Consider the following 25,617-nt stretch of genomic DNA (forward strand, 5'->3'; position numbering starts at 1 on the left):
CCCGGCGCGTAGCACGGTCGGCGCACATCCACGCCCTACTTGTGTCTACGTCGTGCCGGTCAGTCCCTGTCGGCGCGCCAGTCGCCCGACTTGCCGCCGCTCTTGGCCGACAGGTGGACATCGCCGATCGTCATGCCGCGGTCGATCGCCTTGGCCATGTCGTAGATCGTGAGCAACGCGACGCTGGCGGCGGTCAGCGCCTCCATCTCGACGCCGGTCTTGCCTGTCGTCACGCAGGTTGCGGTGACGGTGACGCCGTCCGCGTCGGGGGCAAGGTCGATGGCGACGCGGGTGAGGGGCAGCGGATGGCAGAGCGGGATCAGCTCGCTCGTCCGCTTCGCCGCCATGATCCCGGCGACGCGCGCCACCGCCAGCACGTCGCCCTTGGCCGCGGCGCCCGTGGCGATCGCCCGCGCCGCGGCCGCGGTCATCGTGATCCGTCCCGTCGCCACCGCCTCGCGCCGCGTGTCCGCCTTGCCGCCGACGTCGACCATGTGGGCGGCGCCCGCCTGGTCGAGATGAGTGAGGGTGTCGCTCACGGCGCCAAGCCGAGCAGCGCGCGCGTCGCGGCGGCGATGTCGTCCGCGCGCATCAGCGCCTCGCCGACCAGGAAGCAGCGGACGCCGTGGGCGGCCATCGCGTCGAGGTCCGTCCGGCTCGTCAGGCCGCTCTCCGCGACGAAGGTGCACCCGGCCGGTGCGCGGCGGACGAGATCGTAGGTGCGGGCAAAATCGACCGAGAAGTCGCGAAGGTCGCGGTTGTTGACGCCGATCAGGCGGCTTTCGAGCTTCAGCGCGCGGTCGAGTTCGCGCGCGTCGTGGACCTCGACCAGCACGTCGAGGCCGCATTCGATCGCGCACGCCTCGATCTCGCGCAGCTGCGCATCGTCCAGCGCGGCGACGATCAGCAGGATCGCGTCGGCGCCGATCGCGCGCGCCTCGGTCGCCTGCCAGGGGTCGATCGTGAAGTCCTTGCGCAGCACGGGCAGCGACACCGCCGCGCGCGCCGCCTCCAGATACGTGTCCGCGCCCTGGAACCAGTGTTCGTCGGTCAGCACCGACAGACAGGCGGCGCCGCCTTCTTCATACGCGCGGGCATGGGCCGCGGGCTCGAACTGCTCGCGGATCACGCCCTTGGACGGGCTGGCCTTCTTCACCTCGGCGATCAGCGCGTGGCCGGTCGCGGCGCGGGCGTCGAGCGCGGCGCGAAAACCGCGTGGGGCGCTCTGGTGGACGATCGCGCGGTCGAGATCGGCGAGGCTGGTGCACGCCTTGCGCGCCGCGACCTCCGCGCGCTTGGTTTCCAGGATGCGGGCGAGGACGTTCATCGGAAAGCGATCCAGCGATCGAGGAGGTGGCGGGGCGCGCCGTCGTCCAACGCGTCGGCCGCCATCGCTGCGCCCTCCCGCAAGGTCGGCGCGCGTCCGGCGACGACCAGCGCCGCCGCGGCGTTGAGTAGTACGGCGTCGCGGTACGGCCCCGCTTCGCCGGCCAGCAGCGCGCGGAGCGCCGCGGCGTTATGCGCCGGATCGCCGCCCCGGATCGCCGACACGGGGTGGCGGGGAAGGCCGGCGTCCTCGGGCACGATCGGACCGCGCAGGGTGAGGCTTCCCACCGGCATGGCGACGCTTGGCCCCGCGCCCGACAACTCGTCCAGCCCTTCCTCGCCCGACACCACCAACGCCGCCTCCGCGCCCAACTGCGACAGCGCCTCGGCATAGAGCGCGACATAGTCGGGGCGGGCGATGCCGATCAGCTGGCGCGTGACGCGCGCCGGGTTGGCCAGGGGGCCCATCAGGTTGAAGATCGTCCGCCGCGCGATCGTCCGCCTGATCGGCGTGATCCGCGCCATCGCGGGATGGTGGTTGGCGGCGAACAGGAAGCAGATGCCTAGCCGATCGAGCGTCTCTTCCGCCGCCGCGCCCGCGCGGTCCATGTCGAGGCCCAGCGCCTCCAGCGTGTCCGCCGCACCCGCCTTGCTGCTCGCCGCGCGGTTGCCGTGCTTGGCGACCGGCACGCCGCAGGCCGCGACCACCAGCGCCACCGCAGTGGAGACGTTGAGAGTATGACGCCCGTCGCCGCCGGTCCCGCACACGTCGATCGCGCCGGCGGGTGCCTCCACCGGTATCATCCGCTGCCGCAGCGCGCGCGCCGCTTCCGCGATCTCGACGCTGGTCTCGCCGCGATCGGACAAGCCGATCAGAAAGTCGGCGATCGCCGCGTCTGGAACCTGACCGTCGAGGATGTCGCCGAACGCCTGCGCCGCGGACTGGCGCGCGAGCGGCATCGTCGCATCGGGCAGGAGGGCGATCGTCGTCACGCCGGCACTCGCGTGCCCAGACCGGTCAGCGCCAGGAAGTTGGCGAGCAGCGCATGGCCGTGCTCCGTGGCGATGCTTTCGGGATGGAACTGGACGCCGTGAATCGGCAGCGCGCGATGGCGAAGCCCCATGACGGAGCCGTCGGGGGCGCTCGCGTTGACGACGAGATCGTCCGGCACGTCGCGCACAACCAGCGAGTGATAGCGGGTCGCGGTGAACGGCGAGGGCAGGTCCGCGAACACGCCGCTGCCGTCATGCTGCACCGGGCAGGTCTTGCCGTGCATCAGCCCGCCGCGCACCACCTGTCCGCCGAACGCTTGGCCGATCGCCTGATGGCCGAGGCAGACGCCCAGCAGCGGGCGAGCGGCGGCTGCACATGCGGCGACCAGGTCGAGGCTGACGCCCGCGTCGTCGGGCGTCTTGGGACCGGGCGAGATCAGAAAGCCTGCCGCATCGCTCGCCAGCGCCTCGTTGGCGGTGAGCGCGTCGTTGCGGACCACCTTCACCTCCGCGCCCAGCTCCATCAGGTAGTGGACGAGGTTCCAGGTAAAACTGTCATAATTGTCGATGACCAGAATCATGACTGAGCCAATGGGGGCAAGCGCCGGCCTGTGCAACGGTGCCGAGGCAGCAAGGCTTTGCGGCGCAACGAGGCGTGCGGAGAAAACGGCGTCGCCATACGTTGATCGGCGACAAGGAGTATTGACCCATGTCGCGTATCGCCGCCGCTGCCGTTGCCATCCTGATGTTGCCGTCGCTCGCGCTTGCCCAGGACCGGCAGGCGGAAACGGGACGGCCTCCGCAACGCATCCGCGACATCACGATCCAGGGTGCTCAGCCGTGTCCGAAGTCGACCGACAACGAGGTCGTCGTGTGCCATCGCAACGACGAGCCCTATCGTATTCCCAAGGCGCTGCGCGACGACGGACCGATCCCGGCCGCCAGCCAAAGCTGGGTGAACCGCGCGTCCACGGTAGACCAGGTCGGGCGCGAGGCGGGCGGGTTGCCCGACACTTGCTCGGCGGTCGGCACCGGCGGGCAGAGCGGCTGCTCGCTGCAGATCAACCAGCAATGGGCCGCAGAGCAGCGCGCGAAGCGGTCTGCGGATGCCGCGTTGCCGGCCGCCTCGGCCGCGGCGAGCGGGCATGGGACCGTCAGCGACGACGGTAGCAGCGCGAGCGGCAACAACCAGTAGGTCTCGTGAGGCGGGCATTAAAAGCTGTCCGCCTGAACGATGTGTCACCTAATTAAGATGACCATGGTCGATTACTGGCCGAACCCGGCGTTATCCGCCCGCGAGACTGCGTCGCGGGCGGCGGCGAGCAACGCGCTTGCCTTTGCCTCGCACTCGCGACCTTCCGCGGCCGGATCGCTGTCGGCCACGATCCCGGCGCCCGCCTGCACATGCATAACGCCATCCTTCACCACCGCGGTGCGCAGGACGATGCAGGAATCCATCGACCCGTCGGGCGAAAAATAACCGACTCCGCCAGCATAGGCTCCGCGCTTCTCCCGTTCCAGCTCCGCGATGATCTGGCAGGCGCGCACCTTTGGCGCGCCGCTGACGGTGCCGGCGGGAAAGCCGCCGAACAGCGCGTCCAGCGCGTCCTTGTCGGGCGCGAGGCGGCCGACGACGTTGGAGACGATGTGCATGACGTGGCTGTAGAACTCGACGCCATAGCTCGCCGTCACGCGCACGGTGCCGGGTGATGCCGCCCGGCCGACGTCGTTGCGGCCGAGGTCGAGCAGCATCAGATGCTCCGCGCGCTCCTTGGGATCGGCGAGCAGGCTGGCGCGGTTCGCCTCGTCCTCCGCCGCCGTCCTACCGCGGGGGCGGGTGCCGGCGATCGGGCGGATCGTCACCTCGCCGTCGCGCGCGCGCACGAGAATCTCGGGGCTCGATCCGGTCAGCGCGAAGCCTGGCAGATCGAGGTGGTAGAGGAACGGCGACGGGTTGATCCGGCGCAGCGAACGATACAGCTCGAACGGCGGCAATGCGAAGGGCGCGGTGAACCGCTGCGCCAGCACCACCTGGAAGATGTCGCCCGCGGCGATGTAGTCCTTGGCGCGCGCGACCATCTCACCATAGGCGCCGGGCGCGAGCACCGGCGTCAGCGTTGGTTCTGGCGTTTTGGCGACGCCTACCGGAGCCGGCAGGGCGGCGGAGGCCAGTCGCGCCGCGACCGCGTCGATCCGCTCCAGCGCTTCGGCGACCAGCGCTTCCGGCGTTCGGGCCGGGTCGGGCCAGGCGGGAGCGACGAGGAAAAGCGCGTCCGCGAGCCGGTCGAACACCAGCACAACCGTGGGCCGCACGAACAGCAGATCGGGCAGGCCGAGCGGATCGGCAGCGGGCGTCGGGAGCTTCTCGACCAGGCCCACGGTCTCATAGCCGAAATAGCCGACGAGGCACGCGAGCGCGCGCGGCAGGTCGGCGGGAACGTCGGCGCGGCACTCCGCCACCAGCGCGCGCAGCGCCGCGAGCGTCGGCCGCCCGGCGGGCTCGAACGCGTCATGGTCGGTCAGCCACGCGCGGTTGATCTCCGCCGCTTGGCCCTCGGCGCGGAACACGAGATCGGGCGCAAGGCCGATCAGGGAATGCCGCCCCCGGGTCGCGCCGCCCTCGACCGACTCGAGCAGAAAGTCGCCGCGGCCCGGCTTGATCAGTTTCAGCGCCGCGCCGACCGGCGTCTCGGTGTCGGCCACCTGCCGGCGCCACAGCAGCGCCGGGCGCCCGTTCGCCAGCGCGGCGTGCGCGTCGATCTCCATCACGTTACTGATCGGACCCGCCGGTGCCGCCCTGATTGCCGCCACGCCCGCTCAGGTCCGCCTTCAACTGCGCGATCGCGGCGGCATTGCGCTTGACGCCCACCTGCGCCTGCACGGCCTTGCTGAACTGCTCGTCATATTCGCGCCCGAACAGGCGGCGGAACTCGCCCTGCGTCGCCTCGACCGCGCGCGGCTCGGTGCGGACGTCGCCCGCGGTGATCGTGTCGAGCCGGACGACGTACCAGCCCGCGCCGTCGGGCGCCTCCAGCACGCGCGCGGTGCGGGGCGGCATCGAGAACATCAGCACCAGTGGCGGCGGCGCGGCGCGCTGTTGCGAGAGCTGCGCGCGGATCGCGGTCAGCGGCCTGACCGGCGGCAGGCTTGCTCCCGCCGCCGTCACCGCCTGAGCGATCGGAGTACCGGCATTCGTCTTGGCCAGTAGCTGGCCGGCCAACGCGCGGGCCGCCCGCTGCTGGCGTACCGCCGTCACGTCCTTCGCCACCTGCGCCTGCACCTGCGCGAACGGACGCGGGGCGGCGGGGACCACCCGGTCTAGCGCCACCACGGCGAAGCTGCCGTCGGCGCTGGTCTGCACCAGTTGCGGATCGTCGCCCGTCTCGGCGGCGAAGGCCGCGGCCAGCAGCGGCGCGAGCGACGGGTCGGGCCTGGCCTCGGGCTGGTCGGGATTGGCCCCGCCCGCGGTCAGCGGCGCGCTGGCGACCGGCGTCAGCTTCGCGTCGGCGGTCAGCTCGGCGACATTGGCGTGGCGGGCGATCCCGTCCTGCAGCGTGTCGTGGATGTGGCCGAGCGCGGCGACCGTCTTGGTCTGCGCCAGCGTCTTGACGAGATCGGGTCGCGCCTGGTCGAGCGACTTGCCTGCGACCTGCTCGATCGAGTCGACATGCGCGACGACGAAGCCGAGGGTGCCCCGCACCGGACCGACGACCGCGCCCTTCGCGGCGCCGAACATCGCATCGGCCAGCGCCGGCGTCGCCTGCTTGGCATAGTCGGCCTTCGTCGTCGCGGTCAGCACCTGCGGCGCCAGGCCCGCCGCGCTGGCCGCCGCCGCCACGGACGTGCCCGCCTTCACCTTGGCGGCGATCGCGTTGGCGGCCGCCTGATCCAGCACCGACACCTGCGTGATCGTGCGCTTCTCCGTCGGCAGGAACTCGGCCTTCCGCGCCTGGTATGCGGCGGCGATCTCCGCGTCGCTCGGCGTCGCCTGCGCCGCGACGGTCGCGGGCGTGACGAGCGCGTAGCGGATCGCGCGACGCTCGGGCACCAGATACCGTATGCGGTGCGCGGCATAGTAGCTTTGCAGCTCCGCCGGGCTCGCCGCCGCGCCGGCCGGCATCGCGGCCGCGGGCACGAAGGCGAGCGAGCCCTGCCGCTTCTCCAGCAGCAAGGAGGCATAGGGCATCACCAGCCCGTTCGGCACCTGGGTGGCGCCGACCGTCGGCGCCACGAGCTGCTGCGCAATCGTCTGGCGGGCGATGTCGGCGCGGATCTGACCGTCGGTCAGCCGACGCGCGCGCAGCAACTGATCGTAGATCCTGGGATCGAACTTGCCGTCGGGACCCTGGAGCGACGGGATGCTGGCGATCTGCCCGTCGGCGGCCTTCTTGCTGACCGCCATCTTCTGCCCGTGCCCGAACGTCTCCAACGCCAGTCCGGCGATCGCGCGTTCCACCGCCGCATCGACGCCGCCGCCGTCCACGAACTGCGCGATCGTCAGCGTCGGCTGCTCCGCCTGTGCGGCCTGGAACTCGCCGTCGACGGTACGGCGCATCTCGCCCGACGCGAGGTCAGTACCACCGACCGACGCGACCGAGCTGCCCGCCACGCCGCCGCCGCCGCTCATGAATCCGGTCACGTCACCAAGCCCGAACAGGATCGCGATCAGCACCAGCCCGCCGAAGGTGACGATCACGCCGACGCGGGAGGAGACGATCCGCCGGAAGAAGGAGAGCATGAGGCAGGAAACCGATCTGGCTGGCTGACGGAGACGACGAGGCGTGCCTTACGGGCGCGGCGGCATGGCATCAAGCGGGGCCGCCCGACGCCTGCCCGACGAGGATAAGTGCGTCCGCCACGCCCGGTGACGCTTGCGCGACGCGTCATCGCCGCTAACCAAGCCCGGACGGGAACGGGCGGGAGACGGTGATGCGGCGCAAGCTGGTGGCGGGCAATTGGAAGATGAACGGCAGCCTGGCCGCGCTGGCGGAGCTGGACGGCATCGCCGCCGCCGCCGCGGCGTACCCCGGTGTCGACGTCGCGGTGGCCGTGCCCGCCACGCTGATCGCCCCGGCGCATGCGCGCGCGCCGGGCCTGGCGATCGGGGCGGAGGACATCCACCCGGCGCCGTCGGGCGCACACACCGGCTGCCTGTCGGCGGCGATGGTCGCCGAGGCCGGAGCGACCTTCACGATCGTCGGCCACTCCGAGCGCCGCATCGAGCAGCGGGAGTCCGGTCAGGACGTGTGGGCCAAGGCGGAGGCCGGGCATCGCGGCGGGCTGGGCGTCATCCTGTGCCTGGGCGAGACGGACGTGGAGCGCGCATCGGGCCGCGCCGAGCGCGTCGTGTCGTCGCAGCTCGAGCGGGCGCTCCCCGGCGACGCGACCGGAGACTGGTTGACGATCGCCTATGAACCGCGTTGGGCGATCGGGACGGGGCTCACGCCGACGCCTGGGGACGTGCAGGCGATCCATGGCGCGGTGCGGGCCAAGATGGTCGATCTGCTGGGCGATGCGGGCCATGCGATCCGCATCCTGTACGGCGGATCGGTGACGGGCGAGAATGCCGCGAGGATGTTCGCGCTGCCCGACGTCGATGGCGCGCTGGTCGGCGGCGCCAGCCTGACGGCCGCCAAGTTCGTGCCGATCATCGCCGCGGCGGCCGGGCTTTAGCGACGTCGACCGTCGTGATCGAGTGATCGCGCGAGCCATCGCCACCACGCCGAGCCCGCGCGCACTTGATCCGCACTCCTGGCGATCAATTGCGGCGAAAGCGCTCTCGCCGGCGGCAAGGTGAATGGAACCGTACTTTGTCGCACGTGTTCAGAAAAATGCTGCGCCACAGCATCAGGCGTTGACTCATTCGTTCGATCGAACTAGCGCGCCCCCATGGCGACCTCCAAGCTCCTCGATGTGGCGATTCGCGAGTTCGGTCAGCGCGGGCTGGATGGCGCATCGACTCGCGGGATCGCGGCGGCGGCCGGAACAGCGATGTCGTCCATCACTTATCATTATGGCGGCAAGGAAGGACTGTATGCGGCGGCGGTGAAGCATCTGGATGCCGACATGGCCGAACAGCTCGCCTCCGTCCTGCCTTCGGGGTCGGCGTCGATCCCGGCCGAGCCGGCGATGGCGCGCCAGGAGATCCGGCTGCTGCTCGACCGGCTGATCGAGCGGTTCTTGCGTGACGAGGATGCCGAGCGCTCGCTGTTCATCATGCGGGAGCAGATGTGTCCGTCCGCCGCCTTCGATCATTTCTACCAGGGTGCGATCGGGCGAATGGCGGAGCGGCTGGTCGCGTTGGTGCAGACCGCGAGCGGCGTGAGCACGACGGATGCGCGCATCACCGCGCTGGCGCTTTTCGGTCAGGTCATGGTGTGGCGGACATCGCGTGCGCTGGCGGACCGCGTGCTCGGCATCCCGATCGACGAGGATTGTACCACAGCGATCCGTCGCCAGATCGCCCGCAACACCGACAGCATTCTCGATCGGCTGAGCGCCGACCAACAGGAGCCGCAATGAGCGACCAGCGCAACCGGGACGAGCATGACGATCCGCGCAAGAACGACGTGTCCGTCGATCATCGGGCAAGGTCCGATGATGGCGATCAGTCGGGCAAGAGCGACGAGAACGGGTCGGACGATGACGATGACGGCGGTGACGATGACGCCGGTCCGAAGACGAAGAAGAGATCGCTGTTCCGCAAGCCGCTGTTCTGGATCATCCTGATCCTGGTGATCGCCGCGCTCGTGATCGGAGGCCTGATCTATTACGCTCATGCCCGCCAGTATGAATCGACGGACGACGCCTTCGTCGATTCGCACATCGTCCGCGTGGCTCCGCAGGTCGGCGGCACGCTGATCCAGGTCGGCGATTACGATAACCGGCACGTCGAGGCGGGGCGCCTGCTGGCGGTGATCCAGCCCAACGGCCCGCAGGCGCAGCTCGCGCAGGCGCAGGCCGGCGTCGTCCAGGCGCAGGCGCAGGTCGGTCAGGCGCAGGCGCAGGTCGGCGCAGCGCAGGCGGCGGAGGCACAACAGGCGGCGGCGGCACGCTCACCGCTAGCGGCCGCGGTGAAGGCGCAGCAGGACCTTGCCCGCTATCTCCAGCTCCAGCGGCTCGATCCCGCCGCGGTCTCCGGGCAGCAGCTCGACCAGGCGCGCAGCCAGGCCCGGCAGACACAGTCCGATGCGAGTGCCGCGCAGCGGCAGATCGAGAACGCCGCCGAGCAGGTCCGCGTCGCCCGCCGCCAGGTGCAGGTCGCCCGCGCCGGGATCGCGGCGCAGCGCGCGCAGGTGGCGCAGGCCAACGTGACGCTGGGCAATCTGCGCCTGAGCGCGCCCGTGTCGGGCCAGGTCGTCAACCGTCAGGTCAACCTCGGCTCCTATGTCGGGCCCGGCACGCAGCTGATGGCGATCGTGCCCGACAGCATGTGGGTAACGGCGAACTTCAAGGAAACGCAGCTCGCGCACATGCGGATCGGGCAGGGCGTGACGATCTCGGTGGACGCGTTCCCCGACGTCACCTTCCTCGGCCATGTCGATTCGGTGCAGCGGGGTGCGGGCCAGGCGTTCGCCCTGTTGCCGGCGCAGAACGCGACAGGCAATTACGTGAAGGTGGTTCAGCGCGTGCCGGTGCGGATCACGTTCGACATCAAGAACGGCCCGAACCCGCGCGATTACAACATCGGGCCCGGCATGTCGGTCGTCCCCACCGTCAAGGTCCTCGACTGATGGCCAGCGCCGCCGCCGGTCATGGCTGGACACCCGATCGTTCCGCCGCGGGACCGTACAACCCGTGGCTCATCATCGCGATCATCTCGATCCCCACCTTCATGGAGGTGCTGGACACGTCGATCGCGAACGTCAGCCTGGAATATATCGCCGGCGGCCTGTCGATCTCGAACGATCAGGCGACCTGGGTGTTGACGACCTATCTGCTCGCCAACGCGGTCATCATCCCGATCAGCGGATGGCTGTCCGACGTGATCGGCCGCAAGCGGTATTTCATGATCTCGATCGCGCTGTTCACGATCAGCTCGTTCCTGTGCGGCATCGCCCCCAACCTGACCTTCCTGATCCTTGCGCGACTGTTCCAGGGGATCGGCGGCGGCGGGCTCGCGCCGGTCGAGCAGTCGATCCTTGCGGATACCTTCCCGCCCGAGAAGCGCGGCATGGCCTTTGCTGCGTTCGCGATCGTGGTGGTGGTGGGCCCCGTCCTGGGGCCTACGCTGGGCGGCTTCATCACCGAATATTCGAGCTGGCACTGGGTGTTCCTCATCAATGTGCCGGTCGGCATCATCGCGCTGTTCATGGTCCAGATCTTCGTCGACGAGCCCAAGGCGGTGAAGGCGGACCGCGCGAAGAAGCTGAAGAAGGGCATCAACGTCGATTACATCGGCATCCTGTTGATCGCTCTGGGCCTCGGCTGTCTCGAGATCGTCGCCGATCGCGGCGAGCGGCTGAACTGGTTCTCCAGCTCCGTCATCCTGACGGCGGCAATCGTCTCGGTCTCCTCTCTGATCGCGCTGGTGATCTGGGAACTGGAGCATCCCGATCCCGTCGTGGACTTTCGGATGATGAAGAACCGCAACTTCGCGATGGTCCTGATCGTCATGATGATGACGGGCGTGGTGCTGTTCGCGACCACGCAGTTGATCCCGCAGATGCTGCAGACGGTACTTGGCTACAGCGCGCTCGACGCGGGACTGGCGATGACGGCGGGCGGCATCGCGACGCTGATAGCGGTGCCGTTCGCCGGGCAGCTGACCGGCAAGGTGGACGTCCGCATCCTGTTGATCGGCGCCTTCCTCGTCCAGGCCGCGGCGCTCTGGTACATGAGCCACCTCAACGCCGAGATCACGTTCCGTCAGGCGGCCGAGGCTCGGCTGATCTCAGCGGCGGGCCTGCCATTCCTGTTCGTGCCGATCAACGCCGTCGCCTATATCGGCCTGCGCCAGAACCAGACTTCACAGGCGTCCAGCCTGCTCAACGTGTTCCGCAATCTGGGCGGAACGCTGGGCATCGCGACCGCGCAGACGCTGCTCGCGCACCAGGAGCAGATCCATCAGTCGCGCCTCGTCGAGTTCGCGCAGCCGCTCAATCCCAACTACAACGACTGGGTCAGCCGTGCGTCGGGCGCGCTGGGTGGCGGCAGCAGCGCCGGTAGCGGCGGCGGCGATGCCTCGACGACGACGCTCGGCGTCCTGTACCAGACCGTCCAGCGACAGGCGTCGATGCAGGCGTTTCTCAGCGTGTACCACTCGCTGATGGTGATCGTGCTGGTCGTGACGCCGCTGGTGCTGCTGATGCGCAGCGGCACGGGCGGCCAGGCCAAGAAGGGAATGGGACATTGACGCGCTCTCGGCTTCTCCTTGCGAGCGCGGCGGCCGCGACGCTGGCGCTCCCCGGCTGCACCGTGGGGCCCAATTACGTGGCGCCACAACTGCCGACACCGCCTGCCTTCGTCTCGCCCCAGGCCGCACCGCCGCCAGGGCAGGCGATCGATCCCGCGCAATGGTGGTCCGCGTTCGGCGATCCGATCCTGGATCGACTGGTCACGCGTGCGCTCGCCAACGGGCCCGACATCCGGACCGCGACGTCGCGCGTGCGCGAGGCGCGGTACCAGGAGATCGTCGCCGGCGCCGTCAACAAGCCGACCGTCAGCGGGCTCGCCGGCTACAGCCGGCTGTCGTTCAGCAACAACGTCGGCTTCGGCGGGGGTGCGAGCGGCGCTTCGGCTGGCGGCAGCAGCGCCGGCGGGGCAAGCGGATCGAGCGGATCGAGCGGCGGGGCGCTGTCCGGCAGCTCGATCGGCGTCTTCTCGCTCGGCTTCGACGCGAGCTGGGAGCTCGACCTGTTCGGCGGTGGCCGACGCCAGCGCGAGGAGGCCCGCGAGCAGACCGAGGCGGCCGTCTGGAACCGCCGGGACGCGGCGGTGACGCTCGCGGCGGAGGTCGCCAACGGCTATTTCATGCTGCGCTCCGACCAGAGCCAGCAGGCCATCATCAACGACGAGCTCGTCCGCCAGCGACGCGCGCTGGAGATCGCCGGCAATCAGGCGCTCGTCGGGCTGACGCCGCAGGTGGACGTGGTGCGGCAACGTGCGGCCATCACGTCGACCGAAGCGCGGATCGAGCCGCTGCGTGCGGACGAGCAGGTACGCATCCATGCGATCGCGATCCTGCTGGGCGCCGCGCCGGGCGACCTGACCGGAGAACTGAGCGCACCCGCCACGGAGCTTGGCGCCGCGCCGGCGATCCCGGCGGGCTTGCCGTCGGACCTGCTGCGCCGCCGGGCCGACGTGCGGGCCGCGGAGCGCCAACTCGCCGCCGCGACCGCGGACATCGGCGTCGCGACCGCCCAGCTCTACCCGTCGCTGAGCCTGACAGGCCTGGCGACGCTGGCGTCGAGCGGCCTCAGCAATCTGATCAGCAGCAACAGCCTCCAGACCGTCGGGCTCGGCAACGCGATGTTCCCGGTCATCGACTGGGGCCGCCGCCGCGCCACCGTCGGCTTGCGCCGCGAGGAGCGTGAGCAGCGGTACATCTCGTATCAGCAGACGGTGCTGGGCGCGTTGCGCGATGTCGAGGACTCGCTCGCGCAATTGGACACCGAACGCCGCCGCAATGCGACCCTGCGCCGCGCGGTGGTCGACGCCGAGGAAACGGCGCGGTCCGTGGAGGGCCAGTACCGGACCGGACTGACCGCGCAGGACCCGTTGCTGAATGCCGAGGCAAATGTGCTGAGCGCGCGCGAACAAGTCGTGGGGAGCGACTCGCAACTGCGTCAGATGACGGCGTCGCTGTTCAAGGCGATCGGCGGCGGCTGGGAGACGCTGCCGGACGTTCCCGGAGCGGACAAGCGGCCATCACAGCCGCTGAGGTAGAAAAGACTGCAAGTCACGCAAAACCTGGAAGAAACTCGGCCCGGCCGGCCGGAGCGCTGAGACGCCAGCGCCCAACCGTAACGCCGGGCCGAACCACTGGTTACCAGGGGTTAACGTACGACCCGTAAACCAGTGCCAAGATCAGCGAGACCATGACTTTCTCCCTTGTTTTGCGCCTCACGACGCAAGGTTAGGGGTATCGTAACCATATCTGGGAGGCAATGCATCGGATGCGCCGTCTCTCGAAGTTCCATCGATTTTAAGCGATTGTTCAACACCTGTCGCTACTTTGACACGAGTGAGCCAGTCGAGCGAAATTCCCGTCAGCGACAGGCCGCCGTGCGCAACGACAGCCGAGGGAACGATGCCCGGCTGGCGTTTCCTTTTACTTATACGGATCAGTAACTTCGCCATCCTGCGGCGTCACGTCGGCAAGGCTCGCGCTGACCGATTGTCTCATGATCTGAAGGTTCGGATCGACCGAATCCTTCCATGTGCAAATTCGACCATTGATCGCCAAACGGTCGAAGCCGATTTGTTGGGCCATTCTCTAGCCGACGCCATGACAGCGTTAGAATGCGTAGCCGCCGCCTTCCGCGAGCCAATCGACGTCGATGGCGAATCGCATCGCGTCGATCTCGCCTTGGCGGCTGCGGCAGGTCCCGTGGGCGGCGTCGACGATGTGCGGCTGGCGGAGGAAGCGGAAGCGGCACTGGTCCAGGCACTGGCCGAGCATCGCCTTGTCGTACGGGACATCACCACAGTCTCCCCATCGATCGACCGGCTGTCGCTCTGTCGCGAGATGGAGAGTGCGATCGAACGCGATGAGGTGTTCCTACAATATCAACCCAAGATGCATGTCCGACGCCAGCAAGTCGCGAGCGCCGAGGCACTGGTTCGCTGGGAGCACCCCGACCGCGGCCTCATCCTGCCGAACGACTTCATCCCGCTGGCGGAAGAGACGCACCTTATCGGGCCTTTGACGCTCTGGACATTGCGCCGCGTGATTGCGGATCAGCAGATCCTGGTGGAGGACGGTCACGATCTCGTGATCTTCGTCAACATCTCGGGCCAGCTCCTGAGCGATCGTGCCTTCATTGATGCGGCGTGCGGCCTGATCACGGCCAATGGAGCCAAGATCGGGTTCGAGATCACCGAAACATCGATGATCCGTGATCCTGGAAGTGCCGTCGAGCATCTTAATATCGCGGCGGCGGCAGGCATACCGATCGCGATCGACGACTATGGCGCCGGACTGTCGTCCCTCGCTTACCTGAAGAAGCTTCCAGCGACCGAGTTGAAGATCGACAAGATGTTCGTCATGGAGTTGACGAGCAGCAACCGTGATCCGTTGATCGTGCGATCGACCATCGATCTCGCCCACGCGATGGAAATGGAGGTGACGGCCGAAGGGGTAGAAACGCCGGCCGCACTCGCGCTCCTCTCCGTCATGGGATGCGATCAGGTTCAAGGTTTCTTGCTCAGTCGCCCGCTTTCGCTGCCGGCGTTCCGACACTTCATGGCGACCGAAGCCCAACGTGGGATTGAACCACCGGCCTTCGCGCTTCGGCAGCCAGGAAGCTTTTGGAAGGCAGCGTGACGGTGAGAGGCGCTTCGCTTTTCATGCTTGCTTTGACCGTCGCGGCACCTAGCGCGTCCGTCGCGCGAAACACGTTGATCAGCGACAGGGAATTTAATGTTGATATCGCTGATGCGAAAGCCGCAATGACTTTCAGCCCTCTTATTGCGATAAGCAAAGCAGAACACGCGCAAAGAATCGCGCAGACATTCCCAAAAGAAGATCAAGCGTCCAAAATAGCAACTGCTGAGTGGCTACAGAGCGAAGCATATGTAAGGTTAAATAGACCGGGCAAAGCATCTCCTCTCATCAAAGATGCTTTATCACGGCTTAATATTGAACGAAAACCAACTAAGTTAAAGGGTAATGTACTATTATCACGAGGATGGCAGGAAAGCGAGGCTGGTCATACCGGTGAAGCTTTGAAGTATTATCAAGAGGCCTACAATACGTTCTTAGTTTTACACGATGATCGCAGCCGAGCTAGAGCATTAATTGATATCGGGGTGATATATGATGAGGCCTTTGACTATGAAAGTGCGCTCAAATATTATATTCAGGCTAGAGATATGTACAAAGTCGACGCTGGTCTGTCTTATTCTATCTATAGTAATATTGGTCAAACGCTAAAAGATCTAGGGCGGTTTGGTGAAGCAAAGGCTCAGACTCGCCAGGCTCTGATCCTCGCTCGCGTAATCGGCAACCCAGCGATGCTTGGGCATACTTTGCAGACCTTGGCCCGTCTTGACCTCGTCACCGGGCAACTCGGAAAGGCCGACCGCGAATTGGGGCAGGCGATACTCTTGGTTGTCTCCGATGATGATGAACGAAGTGCGGTGCTGGCCGCTCTAGCTCAAGCGGCGTTGCAACACCGGCGCCTATCGCAAGCGGTGTCGCTGATCAGGCGCAGCTTCGCCGGGGTCGACCCGATCCACACGCCGCTGGCCATGCGCGAGCGGCATGAGACGGCGTATGACATCTATCGCGCCGCCGGCGACAGCCGCAACGCGCTAATCCATCTCGCCGCGATGAAGCGGCTGGATGATGAGGCGACCAGGCTGGCGACCTCGACCAACACCGCCCTGATGAGCGCGCGCTTCGATTTCGCCAACCAGGAACTACGGATCGCGCAGCTGAAAGCGGATGAGGCCGCCCGCAGCCTGGCGTTCGAGCGCGCACAGGCACGGATCCAGCGGTGGCTGTTCGCCACCATCATCGCGGCGACGGCCGTCGTGATGGCGTTGCTCGCCATGGGACTGGCCAAGCTGCGCCGCAGCCGCAACGAGGTCGCCCGCGCCAACGTCATATTGGGCGAGACGAACACGGCGCTCGGCCGCGCGCTCGCCGCGAAGACCGAGTTCCTGGCGACCACCAGCCACGAGATCCGCACGCCGCTCAACGGCATCCTCGGCATGACGCAGGTGATGCTGGCGGATCGCGCGGTCGAGCCGACCCTTCGCGAGCGGATCGGCATCGTCCACACCGCGGGGCTGACGATGCGCGCGCTGGTCGACGATATCCTCGACGTCGCCAAGATGGAGACCGGGCACTTGACCGTCGAGGCGGCGCCGTTCGACCTCTGCGAGACGCTGGACGAGCTGGTGAAGCTGTGGCGCGAGCAGGCGCAGGCCAAGGGGCTGGTGTTCGATGCCGATCTGTCGGGCTGTCCCGCGCGGATCGAGGGCGACGCCGCACGGTTGCGGCAAGTCGTGTCCAACCTGCTGGGCAATGCGGTCAAGTTCACCGATGCGGGCACGGTGTCGCTGCGCGCCTGGCGCGTCGAGGGCGATGCGCGGCGATATCGGGTCGCGGTCACCGATACCGGCGTCGGCATTGCGTCCGACAAGCACGAGCTGATCTTCGAGTCGTTCCGGCAAGGTGACACGAGCACCACGCGCCGCTTCGGCGGCACCGGCTTGGGCCTCGCGATCAGCCGGCGCCTGGCACGCGCGATGGGGGGAGATGTGACGGTGACGAGCGGGCCAGGAACGGGAATGCAAACGGGAACGGTGTTCACGCTCGACCTGCCGATGGTCGAGGCCCCGCTTGTCGACGAGGCGTCGCCTGGCGCGGCGCCTTGGACGGCGATGCTGGTCGTGGAACGCAATCCGATCGCGCGCGGCATGTACAGGGCGCTGCTTACGCCCACCTTCGGCGACGTCGCGTTCGCCGCCTCGACGGCCGAAGCGGTCCGCCTGCTGGAGGCCGGGCCGGTCGGACACGTGCTTGCGGACGACGCGACGCTGCGCGCCGATGGCGGCCTGGAGGCCGCGGTGGCGGCGCTGGCGGCGAAGGGGAGCGTGCTGACCGTGCTGTGGACGCCGCAACCGGGCGAGCAGGGCGAGGCACTGGCGGCGCTCGGCGCGCAGCAGGTCCTGGCGAAACCGATCGCACGCGCGCACCTGCTGGAGGAACTTGCGGTGTTCGGGCACGAGACGCCCGGCATGCTTGAGCGCCAGGCCGCTTAGGGACTATAGTTTCTCGATGGTGATGGTCCGGCAGTCCGGTACGCGCATGCCGCAACGAGGATGAACGTGCTGTTCATCGAAGACGACCGGATGAACCGGCGCGTCGTTCGTGACATGCTCGACGTCGCCGGCGTCGCCATGACGGAAGCGGAAAGCGCCGAGGACGGGCTGGAACTGATCGAGGAACACGCCTTCGACATGATCCTGGTCGACCTGCGCATGCCCGGCATGGACGGCCTCACCGCGATCGGCCACATTCGCGGCCGCCATGATGCGAAGGCGCAGTCGCCGATCATCGTCGTGACCGCGGACACCGCCGGCGACCTGCGCGACCGATGCCTCGCCGCGGGAGCGGACGACGTGCTGTTCAAGCCGGTGGCGATGGATGCGCTGTTCGATGCGATCGGCCGGTTGATGGCGCGCGGGGGCGACGGGCTGATCGGCTGAGCATCGTCGTCACGGCGTCCGTATCGCGGCGAGCGCGGCGGCGAGCGAGGCGGTGCCGCTTCCCCGCCGCGCGGGCTTGGGCTGTTCGGTGGACGGGGACCAGCCTGCGAGGTGGACGATCGCGAACCGCTCCTCGGTGCGTCCATCCGGATCGGCACGCGCAGCAAACGCCGCCGCCGCGCGAGCGAGCGTGTCGCGGGACAGCGGCGAGCGGCCGGCGAGCAGGTTCGTCGCGGCCATGCCCCGCAGGTCGGTGAGCAGGCGGCCGAGCCCGGCGTAGCGGACCGTCAATACCTCCACATCGGCGACCGGCAGCGCGAAGCCTGCCCGCACCAGCAGGTCGCCCGCCGCGCGGACCTCCACCTGCGGATGGATGCGCGCCGCCGGCCGGTCCGCCTCGGCTTCCAGCAGCACGGATCGCAGCGTCGGCAGGCTGCCGGCGCCCAGGAACGCAGCCAGGAACAAGCCGTCGGGGCGGAGCGCGCGCCGCGCCAGCGTCAGCGCGCCGGGCAGGTCGCCGACCTGATCGAGCACGCCGGCGGACACGACGAGGTCGAACGCGCCGCCGGCGAAGGGCAGGCGGTCCTCGTCACCCTGCACGCCGCCGGCCCGCGCCGCGAACCGGAAGCCCGGATCGCATCGCGCGATCCTCGCTCCGGGCGGCGGCGGAAACCCGCCGTCGAAGCTGCCGAGATCGAGCACGTCGGTGAAGCGGCGCGTGACCGCATCCAGTCGCTCGGCGATGCCGTCCAGCATCTGCGCCCGCACGAAATCATGGGCGGCCCAGTCCGGCTGCGCCCGGTCGCGACGCCGGCGCCGCGCGGCACGGTCGAACAGCTCGGGCGGCGCCGAGGAAGGCTGGTCGGAGGGCATACCCTGCTTGTGGTGGCGCCGATCGCGGGCGACAAGGGCGCATGCGCTCGGCTATCTCGATCCTCCGGCCCGTCGCCGTCGCGATCGGCCTAGCGCTGCCGCCGCGCTGTGCTGGCTGCGGGAGTGTGGTGGGAACGGACCATCGTTTCTGCCCCGCCTGCTGGGCCTCGCTGCGGTTCCTGTCGCCGCCGTGGTGCGCCGCCTGCCATGTGCCCTTCAGCCACGATCGCGGCGAGGGCGCGCGCTGCGCCAGATGCCTGGCGCGACCGCCCCGCCATGCCGGCATCCGCGCGGCGGTCGCTTACGGCGATGTCGCGCTCACCTTGGTGCTGCGGCTGAAATACGGCGGCCGGCCGGCGTTCGCGATCACCGCTGCGCGGTTGATGGCCCGCTGGGTGCCGGAGCGCTGCGACCTGCTCGTGCCGGTGCCGCTCCACCGGTGGCGGCTGTGGCGGCGCGGGTTCAACCAGGCGGCGCTGATCGCGCAGGCGATCGGGCGCGGGCAGGGCGTCGCGGTCGATCCGCACCTGCTGGAGCGCTACCGCGCGACCCCGGTGCTGCGCGGCATGGGCGCGCAGGAGCGGGCGGCCGCCGTCCGCGCGGTGTTCCGCGTCGCACCGAACGGCCGCGCGCGGCTGAAGGGCCGGCACGTCGCGCTGGTCGACGACGTCCATACCAGCGGCGCCACCACCGACGCCTGCACGGCCGTGCTGCTGCGCGCCGGCGCGGCGTCGGTGACGATCCTGTGCTGGGCCCGGGTGCTTGGCGACGAGGGGGGCCGGTCCGGCTGACGCACCGCGATTGACAAGCGATGGTCGAGCCCACACCTCGCGGGGCATGGCCAAGGTCGAGATCTACACGAAGGCGTTCTGTCCCTATTGCTCGCGCGCGATGCGGCTGCTGACCGCCAAGGGCGCGGAGGTCGAGGAGATCGACATCACGATGGGCGGGCCTCGCCGGGCCGAGATGCTGGCGCGCGCCAACGGCCGTACGACGGTGCCGCAGATCTTCGTCGGCGATCGCCACGTCGGTGGCTCCGACGATCTGGCCGACCTCGACCGCGCGGGGGAGCTCGACGCTCTCCTGGCATGAGCGGGGTCGCATGAGGGCAGCGCTGCTCCAGATGACGGGCGGCATCGATCCCGCCGCCAATGCCGTCACGCTGGTCGAGGCGATCGGGCGGGCGGCGGACGGCGGCGCGGCGATGCTGTTCACCCCCGAGATGTCTGGCCTGCTCGACCGCGATCGCGCGCGCGCCGCCGCGAGCATCGTTGCCGAGGACGACGACCCTGTGCTTGCGGCCGTACGGGACGCGGCGGCCCGGGCCGGCCTGTGGGTAAGCCTCGGCTCGCTCGCGCTGCGCCGGCCGGACGGCCGCTACGCCAACCGTGGCTTCGTGATCGACGGCTCGGGCACGATCCGCGCACGGTACGACAAGCTGCATCTGTTCGACGTCGATCTGCCGACCGGGGAAAGCTGGCGCGAGTCGGCCGCCTATGCGCCGGGCGACGCGGCTTTGGTAGTCGACACGCCGCTCGGGCGGCTGGGCCTGTCGATCTGTTACGACCTGCGTTTCGCCGACCTGTATCGTGTGCTGGCTGACGCGGGCGCCGAGATGCTCGCGATCCCGGCGGCGTTCACCCGGCCGACGGGCGCGGCGCATTGGGAGGTGCTGATGCGCGCCCGGGCGATCGAGACCGGCAGCTTCGTGCTCGCCGCCGCGCAGGTGGGCGAGCATGCGGACGGCCGCGCGACCTGGGGCCATTCGCTCGCGGTCGATCCGTGGGGACGGGTGCTGGCCGACATGGGCGACGCGCCGGGGCTGGCGCTGGTCGATATCGACCGGGCGCCGGTGGCCGACGCGCGTGCCCGCATTCCGGTCCCCGCGCATCGCCGAGCGATCCCGGCGGTCACGCACCAGTGATCGGGGCGTGATCGTCTTCGACCTTCGCTGCGAGGCTGGCCATGTGTTCGAGGCGTGGTTCGGATCGAGCGCGGCCTATGAGGATCAGCGCGCCCGCTCGCTCGTCGCCTGCCCGATCTGCGACAGCCATGCGGTGGACAAGGCGGTGATGGCGCCACGGCTCGCCGCCAAGGCCAACGCCGCGCCGACGCAGGCGGAGGCCGCGAAGGTGAAGGCCGCGCTCAAGGGGCTGGCGGCGGCGCAGGCGAAGGCGCTGGAGCAATCGACCTGGGTGGGCAAGCGGTTCGCCGATCGTGCCCGGGCGATGCACGAGGGCGCCGAGCCGCAGGCGACGATCCATGGCCAGGCGACGCTGGCGGAAGCCAAGTCGCTGGTGGCGGACGGCGTTCCGGTCGCGCCGCTGCCGTTGCCGGTCGTGCCGCCCGAGCGGAGCAACTGACGCGCGGCGCTGGACGGGCTCTCGCCGGCTGCGTACAACCGGCACGGGACCCCGTAGCTCAGCCGGATAGAGCATCAGATTCCTAATCTGAGGGCCGCGCGTTCGAATCGCGCCGGGGTCACCACCGCTCCCGAAGCGCCTAGCGCGTCGTCAGCCGCGCGACGATCCGGGGCAGCAGCGGCGCGCAGAAGTCGATGCCGATGCCCGCGCCGTCGTTCCACGCCACCCGTCCGCTGATGAGGCTGGTGCCATCCAGCATCAGCGCGACATGGGTGGCAACCCGCAGATCGGTGACGATGCTCACGCGGCAGCCGCGTGCCGTGATGTCGGCGATCGTCACGTCGCGCGGATCGGCACCCTCGACGTGCAGCGTCGCGGGCACGGCGGTCGCCGCGCGCGGCTCCAGGCGGAGGCCGCTGGCAGGGGCGGTGCCGAAAGCGCGGCGGGCGGTGGGCTTCATCGCGCCCCCATGGCACGGCACCGACCAACGGAACGTTAAGCGGCTCGCCCGCCTACTGACCGTCGAAACCCGAGCAGCACGTTGCCTTCCGTGGTCAGATAGTTGCGCGCGTAATCGAAGCGCGGCGTGTCGGAGAACAGCAGATAGTAATATTTCATCTGCTCCGACCACCAATAGCCGGGGCAGTGATCCGCCTGTCGCTTGGGGTCGCTCGTCACGTCGGCGAGGTCTGTATAGCCATAGGCGGCCTTGTTCCAGCGCCGCATCGCCAGGAAGTGACCGCGGCCGATCGCGCGCCAGCGTGGGTTCCGGTCGAGCAGCCAGAGGTTGAACGCCGCATCCGCCAGCTCGGGGCGCAGCGCGTTGCCGCGCTGGGTGGGCTGGCCCGTCGCATAGTCAAAGCCTTCCGGCAGCACCCCGAACCGATCCTGCAGCGTCGCCCATGTCTGCGTCACCGCCGCGCCCGTCGCCCCCGCGCCGCCCTGCGCCAGCAATCCGCCATAGAAAGCGGCAAGCTCGTCCTGCTCGGTCGAGACCACCGCGCCCGTCTCGAAGTCGACGTCGGCGATCCACAGCCGGCCATCGCGGCGCACTTGCTGGTGGGCGAGGATCGCGGCGGTGCAGATGTCGTACATCCGCCGGCACTCGGCATCGCCGAGCAGCTGCAACGCGTCCCACAGATATTCGTAATAGCTGTCGGCATAGGAGCCGACCGTCGCGCGCCGATCAAGCCAGCGGCCGGTGACCGCGTCGATCCTCACCGCCAGCAGGTCGATCTTCGATCGCCGCTCGAACACTGCCACCACCGCGCGGCGGGCGGCGTCATGGTAGCGCGGATCGCCGGTCAGCCGGCTGAGCGTGCCCCATTCGGGCAAATAGCCGCCGACCTCAGCGGGGTTGGTGGCGGCATCGCGCACCGCGCCGGTCTTCAGGTTGACGAAGCGCATCGGCATGCCGGTCGGCGTCGCGAAGGCGGGGAGCAGCCGGTCGGCCAGGTCGCGCGCCTTGGCGAGCAGCACCGGGTCGCCACTGGCGTGATGCGCGGACAGCAGCCCGCCGACGAGCCGGATCGACGTCTCGAAGACCGACACCTCGCCGTCGACGTCGAAATCCAGCGTCGCCTTGACCCAGTCGACTCCGGCCTGGAACCGATTGTCGAGGCCCATCACCCACAAGGTGTCGAGCGCCTCGATCAGGCTGAGCCCCAGGTGATGGCCCTTCATCGGGAAGGTCGAGACGGTGGCGCTGATCGGCCGGATCTCGTCCTTGCCCCAGGCGTGGAGCCGATATTGGTCCCACGCCCAGGCCATCTCGGCCCGCACCTCGCCCGCCAGCGCGGGCCAATCGGTACGGCTCGCCGCCGGCAGCCGCCGGGCGAGGCCCGCGGCCAGCGAGCCGGCCAGTAAGCTACGCCGGCTCGTCGTCATCGCACCCCATCCTCCCGCCATCACCCCTCGTCTAGCACGATGGCGGCAGCTGGACAGGACGTCAGAACTTCGCCGCCAGCTCCAGCCCCCAGGTCCGCGGCGGGTTGAGGTTGCCGTAGTCGCCCAGGATGCCGCCGTAGCTGGTCGAGACCAGCGTCGTGCCGTTGTAGTTGTAGACCGGCGACGAGTTCGCGTCCGACCGGCGATAGATGTAGGTCCGGTTGAACAGGTTGCGGGTCCAGACCGACACGGTGACCTTGTTGCGATCGGTCACCGCGATGTCGGCCAGCGCCAGCCGCCCGTTCACGATGAAGCTCGGATCGGTCTTCGTCGGCTCGAGCTCGAAGCTGTACTGGCTGCCCGCATAGGCCGCATCGAGGTGGAGCCGGACGCTCGCGTCGCCGATCCGGATCGGCATCACATAGTCGATCGCGCCCGAGGCGGCGTTGCGAGGGGTGTAGACGATGTACAGCTGCTGCGGCAGGCCACCCGTGATCGGGTTCACGGCGCGCGGCGCATCCCAATAGGTGTAGGCGTAGGAGCCGCTGAGCGTCAGCTCGCGCGTCGGCCTGACGGTCAGATCAGCCTCGACGCCGCGGATGTGGCTGTTGCCCGCGTTGATGGCCTCCTCGAGATGGCTGCCGTTTGTCGGGCTCTGCGCGTTAGTGTCATATTGATCGAAGTCGAACTGCGTGTTCGCCCGGTTCATGATGTAGCCGGCGAGGTTCAGGCGCGCCTTGTGATCGAGGAAGTCCATCTTCGCGCCGATCTCGTACGACTTCACCGACTCGGGGCCAAACGAGCGGAAAATGCTCGATCGGTCATCCGCGCCGCCGGCGCGGAAGCCGGTCGAATATTTGGCGTACAGGTGGATGTCCTGCGTCGCGTCCAGCCCGACGTTGAACATGGGATCGAAGCGGCTGACGCTGTTCTGGAAGAGGAACGGCGACGCCACGCTGTTGGGTACGGGCGTGATCGGGTTCAGGTCGGTGCGGTTGTTGATGATGAACAATGTACCGTGCCGCTTGTCCTTGGTCCAGCGACCACCGGCAGTGACGTGCAGCGCGTCGAACCCGGCGGGCGTGTAGGTCAAGTTACCGAACAGCGAGTAATTGTGGTCGTTCGCGCTGCTGTCGCGCGTGATGAACTGGCAGCTGTTGGCGAATTGCGGCACCTGCGCCGCCAACGTGTTGGCGCAGGACGAGGCATATTGCTGATAACCCGAGTTCGCGCTGGTGACGGGACCGGTCACGATCGGACTGCGGATCGTGTAGGCGGTGCCGTCCACGTTCCACAGGTTGCTGAGCGGGGTCGCGGCATATTCGGTCGCGTGTTCGGTGTAGTAATAGGCGCCGACGACGTAATCGAACTGCGGGATGCTGCCGACCGCCTGGAACTCCTGGCTGAACTGGTGTTGGCGCAGGTATGACAGGCTGTAGCGGCTGAAGTTCGCGTTGGGCGCGAAGGTGCTGCGCTCCGGCCCGCCCGAATTGTCCCACTGATCGGTGCTGACGCCGCGCCAGGCGGTGATCGACCGCAGCTCGATCGAGGGGGCGAGCTTGTACTTCAGGTTCGCGGAGAAGCCGTGGGTGATGTCGACGCTCGGCTGCTGCGGCACGCCGACGTCGGCGACGGTCTGGCGGCCGGTGTGGACGCCAACCAGCGGCGCCTTGGGCGCGACGCAGATGTTGGCGGTGCCGCCCGCCGTGTTGCAGGGCGCCCCGTTGTTGGACAGGGTATAGGTCGTTCCGGCCGCGGTGGTCGTCGGGACGAACGTGCCGACCGCATAGTTGTTCGGGTTGTAGTCGAGCAGCTGGCTGAAGTTCGGCGTGTTGTCGTCCTTCGCATAGTCATAGGCGAAGTCGGCGGTCAGGCCCTCGATCGGCTGCCAGCGCGCGGCGACGCGGCCGCCCTTGCGGTCGTAATAGTTCCAGCCGGTCGAGCCAGACAGTGGGTCCTTCACCGTCGGGTCCTGGTGCTCGTAGACGCCGTCGAACTTGAGCGAGATGTTGTAGAAGGATGGCAGGTCCAGGTGGAGCTCGGTATTGCGGCTGCCGTAATTGCCGACGCCGGCGACGACGCGGCCGTCGAACTCGCCCGACGGCGCGCGGGTGACGAGGCTCAAGGCGCCGCCTTCCGTGTTGCGGCCGAACAGCGTCCCCTGCGGACCCTTGAGCACCTCGATCCGGTCGATGTCGAAGAGCGCGGCATTGAGCCCCTGCGTCTTCCCGAGCGACACGCCGTCGATGTAGACGCCGACCCCGCCGTCGCGTGCGGTCTGGTTCTGGTCGTAGGGGACGATGCCGCGGATGCCGATGGTCAGCGCGGACTGGCGCGCCTCGAACGTCGCGACACGCAGCGACGGGATGGTGCCGTCCGCGAGGTTGAACAGGCTGAGGACGTGGCGATCGGTCAGCGCCTGGGTGTTGAGCACGCTGATTGAGATCGGCGTCTTCTGAAGGTTCGTCTCGCGGCGGGTGGCGGTGACGATGACGTCGCCCAGGCCCGAGGTCGTGTCCGGCGCCGCCGCTTCGGGCGCGTTGGTGGGCGTGCCGCTCTGCGCGGTCGCGTCGCTCGTCACCGTACTTCCCTGGCCGGTACCGCTCTGTCCGGTCGTCGCGGACGCTGGCGGCGTCGTCTGCGCGAGCGCCGGCGCGGCGGCGAGGGGCAGCAGGACGCAGCCGAGCAGCAACTGGCGGCGAAGAGGTGTTCGGAAGCGCATCGTGTTTTCCCCAATCCTGGACTCGGGTCCGGGCCTATGAGGAGCGGGTAGTCGGCCGATGCGACAGTTATG

The 25,617-nt window shown here is 68.6% G+C and carries 23 protein-coding genes and 1 tRNA gene; 14 read left to right on the forward strand and 10 right to left on the reverse strand.

The features are described 5' to 3' along the window. Positions 1-59: 59 nt before the first annotated feature. From moaC to ACFE65_RS02990, 4 genes are read right to left on the reverse strand one after another with little or no spacing between them, the layout of a single operon-like run. The gene (gene moaC / locus ACFE65_RS02975) at positions 60-539 is read right to left on the reverse strand and encodes a cyclic pyranopterin monophosphate synthase MoaC (RefSeq protein WP_375380848.1); all 480 of its coding nucleotides are present in this window, start codon (positions 537-539) and stop codon (positions 60-62) included. Further along, positions 536-1,327, reverse strand: a complete 792-nt coding sequence (trpC, locus tag ACFE65_RS02980) for an indole-3-glycerol phosphate synthase TrpC (protein WP_375380849.1) — start codon at positions 1,325-1,327, stop codon at positions 536-538. Before trpC ends, moaC begins: the two co-directional genes overlap by 4 nt. Next, positions 1,324-2,319 carry an anthranilate phosphoribosyltransferase gene (gene trpD, locus ACFE65_RS02985; protein ID WP_375380850.1) on the reverse strand — a complete coding sequence of 332 codons (996 nt, stop codon included), beginning with the start codon at positions 2,317-2,319 and terminating at the stop codon, positions 1,324-1,326. Before trpD ends, trpC begins: the two co-directional genes overlap by 4 nt. Then, positions 2,316-2,900, reverse strand: a complete 585-nt coding sequence (locus tag ACFE65_RS02990) for an anthranilate synthase component II (RefSeq protein ID WP_375380851.1) — start codon at positions 2,898-2,900, stop codon at positions 2,316-2,318. Before ACFE65_RS02990 ends, trpD begins: the two co-directional genes overlap by 4 nt. A gap of 128 nt (positions 2,901-3,028) precedes the next feature. Here ACFE65_RS02990 and ACFE65_RS02995 point away from each other — a divergent pair, with 128 nt between their 5' ends. After that, entirely contained in the window at positions 3,029-3,514 is a 486-nt protein-coding gene (locus ACFE65_RS02995; protein ID WP_375380852.1) for a hypothetical protein, read from the forward strand. Positions 3,515-3,585: 71 nt separating this feature from the next. Here ACFE65_RS02995 and ACFE65_RS03000 read toward each other — a convergent pair whose 3' ends face one another. Then, on the reverse strand, positions 3,586-5,085 hold the full coding sequence (locus ACFE65_RS03000; protein ID WP_375380939.1) for an anthranilate synthase component I family protein: 1,500 nt from the start codon (positions 5,083-5,085) through the stop codon (positions 3,586-3,588). 4 nt (positions 5,086-5,089) lie between these two features. Then, positions 5,090-7,057: a peptidyl-prolyl cis-trans isomerase gene (locus ACFE65_RS03005; RefSeq protein WP_375380853.1), complete on the reverse strand. Its 1,968-nt coding sequence runs from the start codon at positions 7,055-7,057 to the stop codon at positions 5,090-5,092. Positions 7,058-7,248: 191 nt separating this feature from the next. Between ACFE65_RS03005 and tpiA the strand changes: the two genes are divergently transcribed. From tpiA to ACFE65_RS03045, 8 genes are all read left to right on the forward strand, one after another. Next, the gene (gene tpiA / locus ACFE65_RS03010; RefSeq protein WP_375380854.1) at positions 7,249-7,992 is read left to right on the forward strand and encodes a triose-phosphate isomerase; all 744 of its coding nucleotides are present in this window, start codon (positions 7,249-7,251) and stop codon (positions 7,990-7,992) included. A gap of 216 nt (positions 7,993-8,208) precedes the next feature. Continuing rightward, entirely contained in the window at positions 8,209-8,841 is a 633-nt protein-coding gene (locus ACFE65_RS03015) for a CerR family C-terminal domain-containing protein (RefSeq protein ID WP_375380855.1), read from the forward strand. Continuing rightward, complete coding sequence (locus tag ACFE65_RS03020; RefSeq protein WP_375380856.1) at positions 8,838-10,052, forward strand: HlyD family secretion protein; 1,215 nt, start codon at positions 8,838-8,840, stop codon at positions 10,050-10,052. The genes ACFE65_RS03015 and ACFE65_RS03020 overlap by 4 nt, the downstream gene beginning before the upstream one ends. After that, positions 10,052-11,674: a DHA2 family efflux MFS transporter permease subunit gene (locus ACFE65_RS03025; RefSeq protein ID WP_375380857.1), complete on the forward strand. Its 1,623-nt coding sequence runs from the start codon at positions 10,052-10,054 to the stop codon at positions 11,672-11,674. The genes ACFE65_RS03020 and ACFE65_RS03025 overlap by 1 nt, the downstream gene beginning before the upstream one ends. Next, positions 11,671-13,206, forward strand: a complete 1,536-nt coding sequence (locus tag ACFE65_RS03030; protein ID WP_375380858.1) for an efflux transporter outer membrane subunit — start codon at positions 11,671-11,673, stop codon at positions 13,204-13,206. Before ACFE65_RS03025 ends, ACFE65_RS03030 begins: the two co-directional genes overlap by 4 nt. Before the next feature lie 364 nt (positions 13,207-13,570). Beyond that, entirely contained in the window at positions 13,571-14,806 is a 1,236-nt protein-coding gene (locus tag ACFE65_RS03035) for an EAL domain-containing protein (protein ID WP_375380859.1), read from the forward strand. Between the two features lie 74 nt (positions 14,807-14,880). Further along, entirely contained in the window at positions 14,881-17,253 is a 2,373-nt protein-coding gene (locus tag ACFE65_RS03040) for an ATP-binding protein (protein WP_375380860.1), read from the forward strand. Positions 17,254-17,313: 60 nt separating this feature from the next. Continuing rightward, complete coding sequence (locus tag ACFE65_RS03045; protein WP_375380861.1) at positions 17,314-17,700, forward strand: response regulator; 387 nt, start codon at positions 17,314-17,316, stop codon at positions 17,698-17,700. 9 nt (positions 17,701-17,709) lie between these two features. Here ACFE65_RS03045 and ACFE65_RS03050 read toward each other — a convergent pair whose 3' ends face one another. After that, positions 17,710-18,573, reverse strand: coding sequence for a methyltransferase domain-containing protein (locus ACFE65_RS03050; RefSeq protein ID WP_375380862.1), 864 nt, complete (start codon positions 18,571-18,573; stop codon positions 17,710-17,712). Positions 18,574-18,614: 41 nt separating this feature from the next. Here ACFE65_RS03050 and ACFE65_RS03055 point away from each other — a divergent pair, with 41 nt between their 5' ends. The 5 genes from ACFE65_RS03055 (at position 18,615) to ACFE65_RS03075 (ending at position 21,060) form a co-directional block, all read left to right on the forward strand. Beyond that, positions 18,615-19,364 carry a double zinc ribbon domain-containing protein gene (locus ACFE65_RS03055; RefSeq protein WP_375380863.1) on the forward strand — a complete coding sequence of 250 codons (750 nt, stop codon included), beginning with the start codon at positions 18,615-18,617 and terminating at the stop codon, positions 19,362-19,364. 46 nt (positions 19,365-19,410) lie between these two features. After that, entirely contained in the window at positions 19,411-19,665 is a 255-nt protein-coding gene (grxC, locus tag ACFE65_RS03060) for a glutaredoxin 3 (protein ID WP_375380864.1), read from the forward strand. A 10-nt stretch (positions 19,666-19,675) separates the two neighbouring features. After that, positions 19,676-20,497 carry a carbon-nitrogen hydrolase family protein gene (locus tag ACFE65_RS03065; RefSeq protein WP_375380865.1) on the forward strand — a complete coding sequence of 274 codons (822 nt, stop codon included), beginning with the start codon at positions 19,676-19,678 and terminating at the stop codon, positions 20,495-20,497. Positions 20,498-20,504: 7 nt separating this feature from the next. Beyond that, positions 20,505-20,936: a DUF1178 family protein gene (locus ACFE65_RS03070; protein WP_375380866.1), complete on the forward strand. Its 432-nt coding sequence runs from the start codon at positions 20,505-20,507 to the stop codon at positions 20,934-20,936. Positions 20,937-20,983: 47 nt separating this feature from the next. Then, positions 20,984-21,060 (forward strand) — tRNA-Arg (locus ACFE65_RS03075). 15 nt (positions 21,061-21,075) lie between these two features. On the opposite strand, the gene ACFE65_RS03080 is transcribed toward ACFE65_RS03075, so the two are convergent. From ACFE65_RS03080 to ACFE65_RS03090, 3 genes are all read right to left on the reverse strand, one after another. Continuing rightward, positions 21,076-21,396 carry a PilZ domain-containing protein gene (locus tag ACFE65_RS03080; RefSeq protein ID WP_375380867.1) on the reverse strand — a complete coding sequence of 107 codons (321 nt, stop codon included), beginning with the start codon at positions 21,394-21,396 and terminating at the stop codon, positions 21,076-21,078. A gap of 35 nt (positions 21,397-21,431) precedes the next feature. Then, positions 21,432-22,823: a glycoside hydrolase family 47 protein gene (locus ACFE65_RS03085; protein ID WP_375380868.1), complete on the reverse strand. Its 1,392-nt coding sequence runs from the start codon at positions 22,821-22,823 to the stop codon at positions 21,432-21,434. 61 nt (positions 22,824-22,884) lie between these two features. After that, positions 22,885-25,545 carry a TonB-dependent receptor gene (locus tag ACFE65_RS03090; RefSeq protein WP_375380869.1) on the reverse strand — a complete coding sequence of 887 codons (2,661 nt, stop codon included), beginning with the start codon at positions 25,543-25,545 and terminating at the stop codon, positions 22,885-22,887. Between the last annotated feature and the right edge of the window lie 72 nt (positions 25,546-25,617).

This window comes from uncultured Sphingomonas sp., from assembly GCF_964237335.1.
In the GTDB taxonomy this organism is placed as follows: Bacteria; Pseudomonadota; Alphaproteobacteria; order Sphingomonadales; family Sphingomonadaceae; genus Sphingomonas.